The organism is Hymenobacter gummosus (assembly GCF_003970915.1).
Taxonomy (GTDB): domain Bacteria; phylum Bacteroidota; class Bacteroidia; order Cytophagales; family Hymenobacteraceae; genus Solirubrum; species Solirubrum gummosum.
This window is the reverse complement of record NZ_RXOF01000018.1, coordinates 145,990-160,855: the sequence shown is the minus strand read 5'-3', so window position 1 is coordinate 160,855 and position 14,866 is coordinate 145,990. Positions and strand designations below refer to the sequence as shown.

The following is a 14,866-nucleotide window of genomic DNA, read 5'->3' as shown; positions in this document are numbered from 1 at the left end:
ACGGGAAGCGGAGCACTGGCTCTAACCCACAAGGTCGAGGCCGAAGCCCCGCATTTAGGGATGGTAGGTGACTCCGCTTCCTTGGCTGGCTACCCAGAAGATAGGGCAGTGCAATCATACAAGGGATGGTTGACTTTGCACAAGAAAACAGAACGTCATGTCGAGCGAAGCCGAGACATCTCGCGTGCTGATGTCCACAAGTAATCTTCTCATTCAACGAACAGCATACTATCCGGCGAAACATCTTGATTTCGCTCGACATGACGCTCTGGCGTCAAGATCAACCACCCCTAGCCCCCCGCCGCTTGATGCGCGGAATCATCTGAGGAGGGGAACTAGCCCTAGCTCTAATGTTTCTAGTCTTAGCTTTGGTGGTTTCGCCCGTTTTCCGCTCTACCATGGCAACTCCCGACTCCGTCCCCGCTCCTACCGGCCTGCACCCGCGCAACCGCCACCAGGGCCACTACGACTTCGAGCAGCTCGTACGGGCTTCGCCGGAGCTGGCGGCTTTCGTGGCGCCGAATGCCCACGGCACGCCCAGCGTGGATTTTGCCGACCCGGCCGCGGTAAAGGCCCTGAACCGGGCGCTGCTGCGGCAGTTTTACGGAATTGACCACTGGGACATTCCGGCGGGCTACCTCACGCCGCCCATTCCCGGCCGGGCCGACTACGTGCATTACCTGGCCGATTTGCTGGCCGCGGACAACGCCGGGGCGGTGCCGCGGGGCAAGGGCATCCGGGTGCTCGACGTGGGCGTGGGCGCCAACTGCATCTACCCCATCATCGGGCACCGGGAGTACGGCTGGCGCTTCGTGGGCACGGAGGTGGACGCGGTGGCCGTGCGGGTGGCCCGGCAGATTGTGGCGGCCAACCGGGCCCTGAGCGGGGCGGTGGACATCCGGCTGCAGCCCGAGGCTACGGATATTTTCAGCGGCGTCGTCAAGCCCTCGGAGTACTTCGATCTGACGCTCTGCAACCCGCCCTTCCACGCCTCGGCGGCGGAGGCCGAGGCGGCCAGCCGGCGCAAGGAGCACAACCTGGGCACCGGGCAGGGCCCGCGGCCGACGCTGAACTTCGGCGGGCAGAATCACGAGCTGTGGACGCCCGGCGGCGAGGCCACGTTTCTGTGGCGGCTGGCCGAGGAAAGCGCCCTGCTGCGGCCGAATTGCTACTGGTACACCGCGCTGGTATCGAAGAAGGACACCCTGCCGGGGCTGTACAAGTCCCTGCAGAAGCTGAAGGCGGCCGAGGTGCGCACCGTGCCCATGAGCCAGGGGCAGAAGGTAAGCCGCTTCGTAGCCTGGACTTTCCTGAGCCCGGAGGAGCGGCAGCAGTGGCGGCAGAAGCGCTGGGGCGCGGCCCAATAGCCAAGCGCGCCAACCTTTAGAATCTAAAGCTAGTTCCCCTCCTCAGCTGAGGAGGGGCTAGGGGTGGTTGGCCTTGACGCCAGAACGCCAACTAGCTTCTAGATTTTTTTAATCCTGGCCGTTCGACTACCCCTACTACTCAACTGAGGAGGGAAACTGATTCTGGCCTCGCGCCGCAGCCGTCTACCTTATCCGCCGCAAATGGAATTTCTGTTCGGCTTTGTTTTTACTCTCATCAAAATCAGCTTGCAGGCCGCGGTGTATGCTACGTTGCTGCTGGGTTTGGCCCTGGGGCTGACTCGCATCTGGCCCGCAAGCTGGCTGGCGCGGCGGGCCCAGCGGCCCTGGCAACTGTGGCAAAGCACCTGCCTGCTACTTGCCGGCCTGCTGTTTGCGTTTTCCTTTACTTACTGGGGCAGCCACGGCCTGGGCGACTACAGCCGCATTCCGCTGGGCCACAGCGAGGCAGTGGAGGAAAACAACGGCCTCGATGCGTATTTCGAGCCCAGCGTGCCAGTCGACCGCCCGGGCGACCAAGCCCACCTGGCCAACTTTCAGGTAGCCGCTGAGGTGCTCTGCGCGGCCTACGACGACGGCTCGTATTTCACCTACGATTTGGCGAGCAAAGACTACCAGACCTTTGCCACCGGCGCTGATTACAACGCCCACGCCCGGCGCCGGGGCCTGCCGCTAGCGGAGCAGTTTGAGCCTTTTTCGGCGCACTACCGCCGCTTCTGGGGCGGCTGGCGATTCTGGCTGCTGGCCTGACGCAGCTACGGCTTCCTTGGCGGCGCGCCATAAGTCTGCCCCGCTCAACCACCACGCACTAAGCCCCGCGCCCCGGCCGTTGCCTGGCATCCGACGTTTACTACTGCTTCCATGCGCCTGCTGCCGCCTCTGCTATTTCTGGCCCTGCTGCTCACGGCGGCCGCTGCCCCCACGCCGACTCCGCCGCGCCAGCTTACCAGCCTGCTCTCGGCCGATTCGCTGCGGTTTGTGCTGCTGGCGGTGGATTTCCCCAACCGCGGCTACGACTACGCCCACCCCGACTCGGTGCCGGTGTACCAGGACTCTACCTTCAGCGGCTGGACTGCCGAGCGGCCGCGGGCGGCGCAGCTGCTGCGGCGGCTGCCGGCCATCAAGCGGCGCGTGAGCGAGGAGGAGCTGGAGCGCCGGGATGCGTGCGGCTGCCGGCGCGAGTTTCGCAAGCTGGTGTTCTTCTTTCCCCGCTCCGTCTTCGAGCTGCGGCTGCTGAATCTGCCCGGTTTCGTCGGTACGCCCCGGGGCTACTTCGAGCTGCAGGATAGCATTGCCTTCGGCCAGCTGAAGCCGCTGCTCAACCGCCGGGCCTACCACCGGGAGAAGTTCGATTCCCTGCTCACCCGCCTCGACAGCGCCCAGCTGCGGCTGCCCTACAACCGCACGCTGCGGAACCACGCCGGCAATGGCGCCGAGCGGGACGGGCGGCAATACACTCTCTGGAAAACCTCGTGGTACTGGCTGCGGTAGCGGCCCGGGCTGCGGCTTTTTCCGGCACCCCAGCCAACGTTTCGGGCCCGGCGGCCATCTGCTACCTCGTTCACCTCCCGATTCCAAACGCCGCCATGAAAAACTTCCTGTGCCTGCTGCTCGGCCTGCTGGCTTTGTTGCCCGCCCGCGCCCAAACCAAGCCCGCCGAGCTGCTGCTGCTCGGCACCTTCCACTTCCACAACCCCGGGGCCGACATCGTCAAGATCAAGTCCTTCGACGTACTGACGCCCCAAGCCCAGGCCGAGCTGGGCAAGCTGACCGATAAAATCAAGGCCTTCGGGCCCCAGAAAATCTTCGTGGAATGGGAGCAAACCGACCAGGCCGGGCTCGACGAGCTGTACCAGGCCTACCTGCGCGGGGGCTACGAGGACTACGTAAAGACCAAATACCCCGCTCAGCGCCACAACTTCCTGCTCAAAAACGAGATTATCCAGCTGGCTTTCCGGGCGGGCCAAAAGGCCGGGCTGACCCGCATTCACGCCTTCGACTACACCCAGACCCAGTTTCCCTTCGACAGCGTGCAGAAGGCCATCAAGGCGGCCGGGCAGCAGGCGCTGCAGCAGCGCCTCGACGCAACGTTTCAGGCCATCACGGCCGAGCACAACCAGAAGTTCGCGACCCTGACGCTGACCCAGCTGCTGCTCTACTTCAATACCCCGCAGAGCCTGGCGGCCAACAAAAACGCCTACCTGGAGCTGTTCAACCGCGCCGGCCGCGTCGACAACTTCGCCGGGCCTTACCTCGTGTCGGAGTGGTACCGCCGCAACCTGTATATGTACGCCATCCTGCAGAAGCTCACCGAGCCCACCGACACCCGGGTGCTGGCCCTGGTGGGCGCCGGCCACGCGGCCATGATGCGCGAGTTTGTGCAGGCCGATGCCCGCTTCCGCCTGCGCGAGCCGCAAGACGTGCTGGGCAAGTAGGCAGCCGGGCGGATTGCTAAAAATTTTGTCGCAAACGCCCCGCTCTTTGCCGCATTTGGCCTCCCTTCCACCCTGCCACGGGGCCTATTTTTGCCATGTAATCAATCAGCAACTCCTAAAACGCCCTTGTCATGGCAACTAAAATTTTTGTCAACCTGCCCGTCAAAAACCTCGACGCCTCGGTGGCCTTCTTCACCCAGTTGGGCTTCCGTTTCAATCAGCAGTTTACCGACGAAAACGCTACCTGCATGGTCGTCAGCGACGATATCTACGTGATGCTGCTGGTGGAGCCGTTTTTCCAGACGTTCACCGCCAAGCCCCTGGCCGACGCCACCAAGACCACCGAGGTCATCATCTGCCTGTCGGCCGACAGCCGCGCGGAGGTCGACCGCCTCGCGGACGCGGCCCTGGCCGCCGGCGCCCAGCCCGCCAAGCCGCTGCAGAACATGGATTTTATGTACGCCCGCAACTTCCAGGACCCCGACGGCCACATCTGGGAAGTGATGCACATGGACCCCAGCTTCGTGCAGCCCGAGCCCGCCGCAACTGCCGCCGCCCAGTAATCTGCCCGTAGCGCGGGCTTGGCTTCGCCTTCCTTCGGTTGAGCCCGCGTCCGCTCGAACGAAATCGGCCGAACGGCATCAGGCGGACGCGGACTCAACCCAAGGAAGGCGAAGCCAAGCCCGCGCTACCTTATTTCCCTTAGCACCCCCACGCGATGCGCAAACTCAAGCTGCAAGTACAGATATCCGTCGACGGCTTTATCGGCGGCCCCAACGGCGAAATGGATTGGCTGACCTGCCCCTGGGACCAGGAGCTGGATGCCTACGTGGAAGCCCTGACCGCGCCCGTCGACGGCATTGTGCTGGGCCGTAAGCTGGCCGAGGGCTTCATCCCGCACTGGGCCGCCGTGGCCGCCGACGAGGGCAACCCCGACGTGGCGGCCGGTCGCAAGTTCACCGACACGCCCAAGGTGGTGTTCAGCCGCACGCTCACGCAGTCGGCCTGGGCCAATACCACGCTGGCCCGGGCCGAGTTGCCCGCGGCAATCGGGCAGCTCAAGCAGCGGCCCGGCGGCGACCTGATGGCCTACGGCGGGGCCAGCTTCGTGGGCAGCCTCATTGCGCACGACCTCATCGACGAGTACCACCTGCTGGTCAACCCCGTGGCCATCGGCCGGGGCCTGCCCATCTTCCAGCAGCTGCCGGAGAAGCGCCCGCTGCAGCTGCTGGCAGCCCGCACCTTCGCCTGCGGCATCACGGCGCTGCACTACCGGCCCCAGCGCGGCTAGGGCCGCTTCTGCTCACCTCTCACGCTACCTGCCTATGACGTAAGCCCGCATCAGCCCCCATACTCACACCGGCCGCGCCGTCGCACCTTCCCAACGGAGGGCGGCGGCGCGGCTGCATTAGGAGCTGCATTAAGAAGATTGGGCGCCCGAACGGGCTTACCGGGCCGGGCGGCGGCCGAAGCGCCACCAGGGCGCGCGGGCAACCCGGGTGGCGGCCGGCTGCAGCTCGGCCAGGCGCTGCTCCGACCACGAGCAGGTGGGCGCGTCCCAGCCCAGGTAGCGCAGCTCGCCCTGACGGCCGAGGTAATAGAGGCCGTTGTCGGGCTGGCGCGTGAGGCCCCGCACGCAGTCCTGCACCCGCGGGTAATAATCGACGAGGTAGCCCTGGCACCAGCGCAAGCTGCGGATGCCGCCGGCCCCGGTGCGGTACAGCAGCTGGCTGTTGCCGGTCACGATGATGTCGCCGGCCGCGCCCGCGGTGGCTTCTATCACGGCGTGGCCGCTCACGGCCACCGAGTCCCAGCGCGGCGCGACGGGGTGGTGGTTGTAGCGCGCGAAGGCCACGCGGGCATCGGGCGTGATGCTGTACACGATGATGTTGGTAGTGGTATCGATTTTTTCCACCGCCAGGTGGCTGCGGGCGGGCAGTGCGGGCGCCGGCACGTTGCGCCAGCCGGCCGCAGTGGCGCGCACCGCCTGCAGCCGCTGATTGGCAATGTAGAACACCGTGCCCGGCACCGCGCTGATGATGGCCCCCTCGGTAACGTCGACGGTAATGGGCTGATCGGGCTGGTCGGCAGGGCTGATGCGGCCGGGAAGCCAGCGGCCGGTGCTGTCCCGCGCCACGTAGTCCAGCGTGTTTTGCCGGCTGCGGTAGTACACCGTGGGCAGGTTTTGGCGCACGTGCAGCGGGCCACTACTGGCCAGCGTCAGCGCCCCGGCCGCGTTGGCCACGCCGGTGGCGGTGGTAGTCCAGGTGCCCGGGGTAGCGTTATCGGGGGCGGGGGTGTACTGGCAGAACTTGATTTCGTAGCCGCTGCTGCGGTAAATCAGCTGGCCGGGAGCCAGCACCAGCAGGTTGTCGGCCGCATCGGCCACGCCGGGCAGCTCCTGCACCTGCCAGCGGGCGGCGGCTACGTCCCACTGCCCGTGCCGAATCTGGCCGGTGGCCGCCTCAATCCAGTACACCGAGCCGTTGCCCTCCACCGCCACGCCGTCGGCGGGGCGGGCCGCGTCGGGCCCCGGTAGGGTACCGCCGGGGTAATAGTCGTCGTGCTCCCCGCGCCATAGCTCCCGCAGGCGCTGCTGCTCCAGCGAAACGCCCCCGGCGGGCGCGCAGGGCTGTCCCTGGTGCGGGCGGGCGCTGGCCGGGTTTTCAAACTCGTACATGCTACCCACGGTGGGGCTGCTCAGGCTGCGCCGGCCGGGCATTTCCATGAAGGTGTTGGGTGCGTTGCACTGCAGCCAGCGGTACACGTAGCACAGCCAGTCGCTGCGGTAGGCGCAGGGCTGGGCCGCAAACCAGGTAATTTCGTCCCAGCCCCACATTTCCTGCGTGGGGTCGTGGAGGCTGGGCGCGTGCGGGCTGCTGAGGCTATTGTCCAGCTCCACCAGCATCAGCCGCGGGTTGCCGCGATTGGCCAGGGCCCCGCGTCCGGGCAGGGCGCACTCGTTCGGCATCAGCAGGGTACTCCACGCCGGGTATCCGTAGAGCCCGCCCGGTTGGCCCCCGGTCAGCACCTCGCGGGCGCTGATGGGGTTGGAGTAAAAGTCGAATAAATCGACCGGCCGCCGCCACGGGGCGCGGTAATACACCGGCTCCTTGCTGTGAAAATCCAGCACCACGTAGCCGTGCCGGGCGCCCTTGCGGCCGTTGGGCTGCTCGAAGTAGGGCGAGCCGTTGGCCGCAAACGCCCGAATCTTGTCAAACAGCTGGTTCGTGTAGTAATAGGGCCGCTTACCGCCTACGCCCCGCTTATCCTTATTGCTAATCAGGTTCCACTGGCCCATGTGCAGGGCCTCGATGCCGCAGGCCATGTAGCGGCAGGCCCGGTAGTAAAGCCAGAGCCGGGCTTCGAGCCGGGTCACGTCGGGCACGGCCTCCGACATGCCGCGCCAGGGGTCGTCGGCGTCCTTGGGGGCGTAGGCAATGGCGCGGGCGTCGAAGTTGCGCTTAACCACGGGCAACCCCCAGTCGCGCAGTACCCAGGCCGGCACTGGGATGGTGCTGGCGTTGATGGACGTGAGCGAGTCGGTGGCGGGGTCGCGGCCGGCAATGAACTCCATCACCCCGGCCTGCACGATGCGGCTGGAATCGGTGGCCAGCAGGCGGCTGGTATTCACGTAGGTGCGCTGAAAGTGGGCCTCCTCCTCCTGCGCGCCGTAGGTGTTGTTCCACCACAGCGCCGTCCGCCCGATAAACCGCGCCCCAATATCGTCGAGGGCGGCCATCTGCTGCTCGCGCCGGGTTTCGTCGGGGTACTTCTCGGCGCAGAGCTGGTACATGGTAATGGCCCGCGACAAAGCCCGCTTAAGCGTGACGTCGTCGATGCGGCGCCCCGGCCGGGGCTTGGCAGGAGGCGGCGGGGGGCTGGCCCAGGCGGCCGGCCCCCATAGCAGGGCCAGCAACAGGAAAACCAGGAATTTGGGGTAACGCGTAAGCAATTGCGAAGCGGAAAATAAGCTCAGGAAGACAGGCCTTTGTGCGCCGTAACTCCACCAACGTCCCGCGCCGGATTCGTCGTGCCCGGGGGCTGGGGCAGCCTTTACGGCCCTACCCACTGCAAGTTGCCCTGCCGGTATTGGTAGCGGCCGGGCTTGATGGGCGTGAGCGGGCAGTCCGCCGCCAGCCCCTGGGCCAGGCGCCAGCGCGTGCGGGTGGTGCCGTCGAGGTGGTACAGCGGGCCGACGCGCACGTAGCCCTGGCTCAGCCGCCAGTCCCGCTCCCAGCCGCGACGCTGCAACTGGTCGCTTTCGTCGTAGCCGCCGTTGCTGAGCGTAGTCAGCTCGCTGAGCAGCAGCCGGGGTCGGGGCTCCAGGGCCAGGAGCAGCCGGCCGTCTTCGTTGGTAATGACGGCGAACCGGCCGGCGCCATGCCATTCGCGGGCCCACCGCAGGTGCACCAGCAGCGGCCCGTCCCGCTGCAGGCGCTGCTGCTGCTCAATCATGAGGTAGGCGCCGGTCGGCGACGATTCATTTTCGCCGTGCGGCCGGGCGGGCAGCCGGAAGCTGATTTGCCGCCAGAGGGTGTCGCCGTGGCCGGGCAGGCGCTGCAGCAGCCAGCCGTTGAGGCCCTCCCGCCCGCAGAGCAGGGTTTCGCCGGGCTCGGGGCCCCGGGCGGGGGCGGGCCATAGCTGCGCGGTGGTGCGCAGCTGCACCGGCAGCTCGCGCCCGCGCACGAGGGGCCGCACCGGCGCCTGGTCGGGCCCGGCCGCGGCCCGGGCGAGCGGGCCCCACCACAGGCCAGCCAGCAGGAAGGATAACAGCGCCATCGGGCAGCGGAAACAATGATTGGGGAGCGATGAACCCGAAAGGTAGCGAGGGAAGAAACGCAAATGAAAAACGGGCAGTGGCAACGATAAAACAGGGCAACGCCGAACGGCGTGCGGACGCAGGAAAATGCTTTCTGCGTCCGCACGCCGTTCGGCGTTGCCCGGGGGGGGCGAAGGGCTCTACAGGCTTGCGCCTTCCATGGAGGTGAGGCTTTCGCCGGTGTTGGCTTCGGTATCGTCGGCGGCGGAGGCAGAGGCGCCGGCAAACAGGCCGCTGCGCTGGGCCAGGTAGCCCAGCCCCAGGGCCAGCAGGGCCGAGCCACCGACCACTTTCTGGGTGGTGCTGAGCTTTTTGATCGACTTACCGGCGCGGCCGAGCAGGGACTTTTTCTTCTTGCCGGCTTTGTTTTTTTTCTTCGGCATGGCGGGTGCGTGCTAGGGTTGGAAAGAGGCCACCGGCGTATTGCCGGCCCCAGGGGTATGCGCAATTTGCCGGCGGAAGGTTGCCGCCCGGCTCGTTCTTAACGCTGCAGCTGTTTGGGCTTGTCGATTCGTACCAGGCCGCCCGTTCCCCTTTATCTGCCGTACGCTCCGCCAGGTTGACCTTTCCCAGCACAGGATTCCGGCCTATTCCTCATCGGGGCTGGCGGCGGCTTTCTTGCCGAAGCTGCCGGCGTGCTTGCTCGTCTTGGTGGCCTTGCGCTTCTTTACCACCGGCGGCGTCGGCTCCACGACTTCGGCCGGTTCGGGCTCGGCGGGGGACTGGGGAGCGTGGGCAGCGCGGCGCACCAGGGGCAGCAGCGGCACGGGCAGCAGGCCGGCCACGGGCGAATCTTGCCAATCCTCGTCGCGCAGGTTTTTGTAGTAGAAATACCCGGCCGCCGCCAGCAGCAGCCCGCCCAGCAGCTTCTGCCCGGGGCTGAGCTTGGCCAGCTCGTTGGTGACCTTGCGGTACTTCTTGATCGACAGGGCCGTGGCGTCGAACACGTTGTCCGACACGCTGTCCTGCTTTTTGTGCTTCTTCTTGTTCTTGCCCATAGCGAGGAGGAATAGTGCCCCGGCGTGGCCCAAGCGGCATTGCCCACCGGCCCGGTTCAGGGTATTCGCAGGGGGCGCGGGCAAGGTTGCCGGGGGGCTACTGCCCCGCCCGCCGCAGCCGCCCACCGCGGTAGTGGTAGCGGCCAGCGGGCAAGGGCGGGGCAGACATATCCTGGCGCCGGAAACGGCCCAGCAGCCTCACCGGCCCTAGCCGTAGCTCCCCGCGGCGCAGCCCGACGGTGCGCTCAAACCCGGTGTACTGGTCCCGCGGGTCAAATTCGAGGTTGTGGCGGGCGTAGTAGCCGGGCAGCGCCTCGTCCACCGCTGCGGTACCCACCCGGAGCAGCAGGCGCGGCCGCGGCGGCGTCACGTCGAACAGCCAGGCCTTGGAACGCCGGTAGCCCGCCCCACTGCCGTAGCCGCTCGTGGTCAAGGTCACTAACACTTCCGGCCGGCCGCGGCCATCCAGGTCGCCTTCCTGCACGGCCACCTCCACGTGGCCCTGCCACTCGCCGAAGCGGTCCAGCTCCGGCGTCAGCGCCAGCCAGCTGGTGTCGGTTAGGGCCGCCCGGCTCAGCAGGATTGGCCGGTCGGCACCGCTCCGGGCAGCCAGCAGCAGCAGCCGCGGCGAGAGGGTATCGAGGTAGGTTTCCGAATCGGGCAGGCCCCGCAAGGCCCGCAGCCCATACGGCTCGTAAGCCGCGGCGCGGGCCCCGAGGGTATCGGCGCCCCGGGCAGGGTCGGCCCCGGGTGCCGGCTCGTCGGCCCGGCGCGGGGGCAGTTCGGTGGTATCTACCCACACCCGCCCGCTGGACAGGGCGGCAGTATCAAGGTCGGCGGGTACGGGCGCCGCGGCTGGCTGGCGGGTGGCCGGCTGGTCGGTGCAGGCGCTGAGGCCGGCCAGCAGCAGAATGAGGACCAAGCGGCGGCGGCGGAGCGGCATCGGGGGCTGGTGAAGCGGATGGTGGCTAGCGAGTATCAGTCGACCAAGGGCTCCACTACGCCCGGCCTCACTTGCTGGGGTGGCCGTTCAACCTCGGCTACCCGGCTGACTTGCGCGGCTTGGCATGGCAGTGTATCAACCCGCTTTGGCTACTGGAGGTAGCGCGCCAGCGCCGCCCGCAGCTCCTCCCCGCGCAGGTTCACGGCAATGATTTTGCCGCTGGGGTCGAGCAGGAAGTTTTGCGGGATGCCCAGCACATGGTACTGCTCGGCCGCGGCGTTCTGCCAGCCCTTCAGGTCCGATACCTGCGTCCAGGGCAGCTGGTCGTCCTTGATGGCCTGCAGCCATTTCTCGCGGCTTTTTTCGCTGTCGAGCGAGACGCCCAGCACGTCGAAGTTGCGGCCCTTGAACTCGTGGTAGGCCTTCACCACGTTGGGGTTTTCTTCGCGGCAGGGGCGGCACCAGCTGGCCCAGAAATCGATGAGCACGTACTTGCCGCGCAGGCTGCTCAGGCGCACCGGCTGGCCCGCGGGGTCGAGCTGGGTGAAGTCGGGCGCTTCGGCCCCGATGGCCACGCGCTTGATGGCCTGCAGCATCCGGGCGTACTCCTGGCCGGGGGGCGTGCTTTTCAGCGCGGGGCTCAGCACCTCGTAGAGCGGGGCCACCTCGGCGTACTGGGGCACGCTGCCAAACTTCTGCAGCACCTCCAGGCTTACCCAGGAACCGGGGTGGGCTTTGATAAAAGCGGCGCGGCGCTGGTCGCGCTCCGCCCGCAGGGCCTGCTGCCGGGCCAGCAAGGGCTGCTTGAACTCCGGCCGCTGCTGCTGCTCCTTGGGGGCGCGCTCGTACGCGGCATCCAGCGCGTTCTGCTGGTCCTCGATGGGCTGGAGCGCGGCCAGCAGCTGCCGGTGGTCGGTGGTGAGCGGGCCGCCCTGCACGGTGGCGTGGCGGAGCGAGTCGGGGCTGGTCAGCACCACCGGGGTGGGCTCCAGAAACACCCGGATGGCGTCGCGGGCTTCGGGCGCGTCTTCCCAGAGGTGGTGCTGGCGCAGGTTGCCGTTGCGGCTCAGGATGAGCACCATTTCCTTGGGTACGTCGGTGTGGCCTTTCAGCTCAAACACCCCGTTTTTCAGCGTCGCCGAATCCATAATGGCCGGGCGCACCAGGTAAATCTTGGCCGGGGCATTAAGCTTGCCGATGGTGCCGCGCAGGGTGTAGGTAATGGGGGCCGGAGCCGGGGCCGGACGCTGCGCCAGGGCCAGCCCCGGCCCGGCCAGCAGCAGACTGAGTAGTAGTTGTTTCATGCGGATTCGAGGAAGTTAAATAAAATGGCCATTTGCAAGCTAGCGGCTAATTCTCCTCCTCAGATGAGGAGGGGTGCCCAAAGGGCGGGGTGGTTGAAAAATTAGAGCTAGAAAGCTAAAGGCTACATGACGTTCTGGTGTAAGGTCAACCACCCCTAGCCCCTCCTCATCTGAGGAGGGGAACTAGCCGCTAGCTTTTTAGCCCTTGTTCTTCAACTACCCCTGGCCCCGCCGCTTGATGCGCGGAATCAGCTGCGGAGGAGAACTAGCCTTAGCGCTGGCCTTGGCCTGCCATTGAGTTGCCCTAAAATGGAGTTCCATAATCCTCCTACGGTTGCGTCTCGCTGCGCTGCCCCACGAAAAAAGGGCTTGCCGCCAGCTGGCAGCAAGCCCTTTTCGGAGCGAGACGACGGGTGGGAGCTAGCGGACGATAAAGCCTTTGGCCTCCCAGGCTTTCACGTTCTGGGTGCGCACGAAACGGGTTTCGATGTGGCCCCAGGCGTCTTGCTTGTACATCACGGTTTTGCCCTGCTCACGGGCTTGCAGCTTCTCCATGTGCTCGGCGTGCGAGAGCATGGGCGCGGGTACGGGTTCGGCCGGTTTGGCCGCCCGGGAGCGTCGGTTAGGAGTTGACATAAGTCCCTAACCGCCAAGGGCGACAAAATGATTCGTTGAAAGGATTTTTAGTTGGCCGGCACTGAGCACTTGCCGGCTAGCGCACCGAGCGCCGCCAGTCCGGCACCGCCTCGCGCCTGGCCGTAGTTGAAGCCAAAATTGCCTCGCAGCAGGCCATCCTGGCCGCCCCTGGCATCAGCAATGAAGACGCCGACAAGGCCCAGCTGGACCTGGACACCCTGCAGCTGCAGCGCCGTAAGCTGCAGAAGCGCGCTCAGCAAAACCGGCACCGAAGTCTTCCTCGACGACGTGGAGCTGGAGCTGGGTGAGGTGCAGGTAGCCAGGCTCAATACCATCAAAGCCGGTATTGCCCAGCGCCGCGCCGAGCTGTCGGCCTAGCCGCCGCCCGAGTTACCGCTGAAACGGGAGCCTCCCGCCACGTTGTGGCGGGCGGCAAATGCATGCTCTTAAACCCTCAATCTACGCGCATACCATGTACGACAAAGCCGGCATTGCCGCTCAAATCGATAAAATCATTGAGCAAGGAAAGAAACTGGACAGGCTAAGAGACATCCATCAAAGACTGCAAAAGCTTCGAGATGAGAATTTTGCTGCTACCGAGCAGCACCAAGAATTGTCACCAGAGCATGAAAGAAAAACTAATCGGCTTGTTGACGAATGGAATGAAACGTGGCGGAGCCTGTAGCAGGGTCTACGTAGTATAAACGCAAAAGCGCCCGAAGCTCCAGTAGCTTCGGGCGCTTTGCATTTCCGCCTTTCGGCCAGAAGAATTACATGTGAATAGCCCGGTTCTCGGTAGCGGCGAGGCAGGCTTCCTTCATGGCTTCGGCGTAGGTGGGGTGGGCGTGGCTCATGCGGGCCACGTCCTCGGCGGAGGCGCGGAACTCCATGGCCGTTACGGCTTCGGCAATGAGGTCGGCGATGCGCGGGCCGATCATGTGCACGCCCAGGATTTCGTCGGTTTCCTTGTCGGCCAGCACTTTCACGAAGCCGTCGAGGTCCATGCTGGCGCGGGCGCGGCCCGAGGCGCGGAAGGGGAAGGAGCCGGTTTTGTAGGCGCGGCCCTGCTCTTTGAGCTGCTCTTCGGTGTAGCCCACGCCGGCCACTTCCGGCCAGGTGTACACCACGCCGGGGATGAGCAGGTAGTTGATGTGGGGCTTCTGCCCGGCCAGGCGCTCGGCCACGTACACGCCCTCTTCCTCGGCCTTGTGGGCCAGCATGGCGCCCCGAATCACGTCGCCGATGGCGTAGATGCCAGGCACCGAGGTTTCGAGGTGGTCGTTGACCTTGATGCGGCCGCGCTCCTCCATTTCCACGCCGGCGGCTTCCAGGTTCAGGCCCTGGGTGTAGGGCACGCGGCCCACGGCCACGAGGCAGTAGTCGCCTTCCAGCTTCACTTCCTCGCCCTTGGGGCTGGTAGCGGTTACCGTCACGGTGTCGCCCGCACGGGTGGCGCCGGTGACTTTATGCGAGAGGTAGAACTCGATGCCGATTTTGCCCAGGATGCGCTTCAGCTCCTTGCCCAGGGCGCGGTCCATGGTGGGGATGAGCGAGTCCATGAACTCCACCACCGACACCTTGGCGCCGGCGCGGGCGTACACCGAGGCCATTTCCAGCCCGATAACGCCGCCACCAATCACAATCATGTGCTTGGGCACCTCGCGGATGTTCAGGGCCTCGGTGCTGGTGATGATGCGCTCCTTGTCCTGCTGAATGAACGGCAGCACGGTGGGCTTGGAGCCGGTGGCGATGATGACGTGTTGAGTCTCGATCTGCTGGGCCTCGCCGCCTTCGCGCGGGGTGATGCTGATGTGGTTCTTATCGACAAACGAACCGACGCCCTTGATGACGTCGATTTTGTTTTTCTTCATCAGGAACTGGATGCCGTCGACATTGGCCTTCACCACCCCGTTTTTGCGGTCGATGAGCTGGTTCATGTTCAGGCGCAGGTCGCTCAGCTCAATGCCGTGCTCCTTGAAGGTGTGGCCGGCGTTGTGGAAGTGCTCCGTCGAGTCGAGCAGGGCCTTCGAGGGGATGCAGCCCACATTGAGGCAGGTGCCGCCGAGCGTGTCGTACTTCTCGATGATGGCCGTTTTGAAGCCGAGCTGGGCGCAGCGGATGGCCGCCACGTAGCCGCCGGGGCCGGAGCCGATGACGGTAACGTCGTATTGGTTCATGCTGAAAATCGGGTTGATGAAGCGCTGCGGGCAAAGGTAAGGCAGAATGCCCAGCGCCGTAAGGGAAAACCGCGGCGCGGCGGGAAAGGTTGGCCCGCGGCCGTCCGGGCGGGGCGGCGCCTCACCGGTCGAGCTTGCCAAGCCCGGCAAAACCTCGTTACTTACC

17 protein-coding genes are annotated in these 14,866 nt (G+C 65.8%); 9 read left to right on the top strand and 8 right to left on the bottom strand.

Annotated elements, in window-relative coordinates; translation table 11 throughout:
* The 7 genes from EJV47_RS28495 to EJV47_RS24145 all read left to right on the top strand — a co-directional run.
* Window positions 1–204 (top strand): hypothetical protein (locus tag EJV47_RS28495; RefSeq protein ID WP_207895984.1); only part of this gene is annotated, 204 nt, incomplete at its 5' end.
* Window positions 205–398: 194 nt separating this feature from the next.
* On the top strand, window positions 399–1,367 hold the full coding sequence (gene rlmF, locus EJV47_RS24170; RefSeq protein ID WP_126695783.1) for a 23S rRNA (adenine(1618)-N(6))-methyltransferase RlmF: 969 nt from the start codon (window positions 399–401) through the stop codon (window positions 1,365–1,367).
* Between the two features lie 201 nt (window positions 1,368–1,568).
* The gene (locus EJV47_RS24165) at window positions 1,569–2,135 is read left to right on the top strand and encodes a hypothetical protein (RefSeq protein WP_126695782.1); all 567 of its coding nucleotides are present in this window, start codon (window positions 1,569–1,571) and stop codon (window positions 2,133–2,135) included.
* Window positions 2,136–2,246: 111 nt separating this feature from the next.
* A complete protein-coding gene (locus EJV47_RS24160; RefSeq protein WP_126695781.1) occupies window positions 2,247–2,876 on the top strand; it encodes a hypothetical protein in 630 nt (209 codons plus the stop codon).
* Between the two features lie 95 nt (window positions 2,877–2,971).
* Window positions 2,972–3,820 (top strand): DUF5694 domain-containing protein, encoded by an 849-nt coding sequence (locus EJV47_RS24155; protein WP_126695780.1) that lies wholly within the window; start codon window positions 2,972–2,974, stop codon window positions 3,818–3,820.
* Window positions 3,821–3,951: 131 nt separating this feature from the next.
* Window positions 3,952–4,383 (top strand): VOC family protein, encoded by a 432-nt coding sequence (locus EJV47_RS24150; RefSeq protein WP_126695779.1) that lies wholly within the window; start codon window positions 3,952–3,954, stop codon window positions 4,381–4,383.
* Between the two features lie 155 nt (window positions 4,384–4,538).
* Window positions 4,539–5,111, top strand: a complete 573-nt coding sequence (locus EJV47_RS24145) for a dihydrofolate reductase family protein (RefSeq protein WP_126695778.1) — start codon at window positions 4,539–4,541, stop codon at window positions 5,109–5,111.
* A 156-nt stretch (window positions 5,112–5,267) separates the two neighbouring features.
* Here EJV47_RS24145 and EJV47_RS24140 read toward each other — a convergent pair whose 3' ends face one another.
* The 7 genes from EJV47_RS24140 to EJV47_RS28260 all read right to left on the bottom strand — a co-directional run bounded on the left by EJV47_RS24140 (window position 5,268) and on the right by EJV47_RS28260 (window position 12,463).
* Window positions 5,268–7,775 carry a hypothetical protein gene (locus tag EJV47_RS24140; protein ID WP_126695777.1) on the bottom strand — a complete coding sequence of 836 codons (2,508 nt, stop codon included), beginning with the start codon at window positions 7,773–7,775 and terminating at the stop codon, window positions 5,268–5,270.
* Between the two features lie 101 nt (window positions 7,776–7,876).
* Complete coding sequence (locus EJV47_RS24135) at window positions 7,877–8,602, bottom strand: hypothetical protein (protein WP_126695776.1); 726 nt, start codon at window positions 8,600–8,602, stop codon at window positions 7,877–7,879.
* Window positions 8,603–8,782: 180 nt separating this feature from the next.
* A complete protein-coding gene (locus EJV47_RS24130) occupies window positions 8,783–9,025 on the bottom strand; it encodes a hypothetical protein (protein WP_126695775.1) in 243 nt (80 codons plus the stop codon).
* Between the two features lie 204 nt (window positions 9,026–9,229).
* Window positions 9,230–9,640 (bottom strand): hypothetical protein, encoded by a 411-nt coding sequence (locus EJV47_RS24125; protein WP_126695774.1) that lies wholly within the window; start codon window positions 9,638–9,640, stop codon window positions 9,230–9,232.
* A gap of 97 nt (window positions 9,641–9,737) precedes the next feature.
* Entirely contained in the window at window positions 9,738–10,583 is an 846-nt protein-coding gene (locus EJV47_RS24120; RefSeq protein WP_126695773.1) for a hypothetical protein, read from the bottom strand.
* 149 nt (window positions 10,584–10,732) lie between these two features.
* The gene (locus tag EJV47_RS24115; protein WP_126695772.1) at window positions 10,733–11,887 is read right to left on the bottom strand and encodes a TlpA disulfide reductase family protein; all 1,155 of its coding nucleotides are present in this window, start codon (window positions 11,885–11,887) and stop codon (window positions 10,733–10,735) included.
* A gap of 420 nt (window positions 11,888–12,307) precedes the next feature.
* Window positions 12,308–12,463: a hypothetical protein gene (locus EJV47_RS28260; RefSeq protein ID WP_165903917.1), complete on the bottom strand. Its 156-nt coding sequence runs from the start codon at window positions 12,461–12,463 to the stop codon at window positions 12,308–12,310.
* Between the two features lie 240 nt (window positions 12,464–12,703).
* Between EJV47_RS28260 and EJV47_RS24110 the strand changes: the two genes are divergently transcribed.
* Complete coding sequence (locus EJV47_RS24110; protein WP_126695771.1) at window positions 12,704–12,901, top strand: hypothetical protein; 198 nt, start codon at window positions 12,704–12,706, stop codon at window positions 12,899–12,901.
* A gap of 94 nt (window positions 12,902–12,995) precedes the next feature.
* A complete protein-coding gene (locus tag EJV47_RS24105; RefSeq protein WP_126695770.1) occupies window positions 12,996–13,208 on the top strand; it encodes a hypothetical protein in 213 nt (70 codons plus the stop codon).
* Between the two features lie 85 nt (window positions 13,209–13,293).
* Here EJV47_RS24105 and lpdA read toward each other — a convergent pair whose 3' ends face one another.
* Window positions 13,294–14,700: a dihydrolipoyl dehydrogenase gene (lpdA, locus tag EJV47_RS24100; protein WP_126695769.1), complete on the bottom strand. Its 1,407-nt coding sequence runs from the start codon at window positions 14,698–14,700 to the stop codon at window positions 13,294–13,296.
* Window positions 14,701–14,866: the final 166 nt, after the last annotated feature.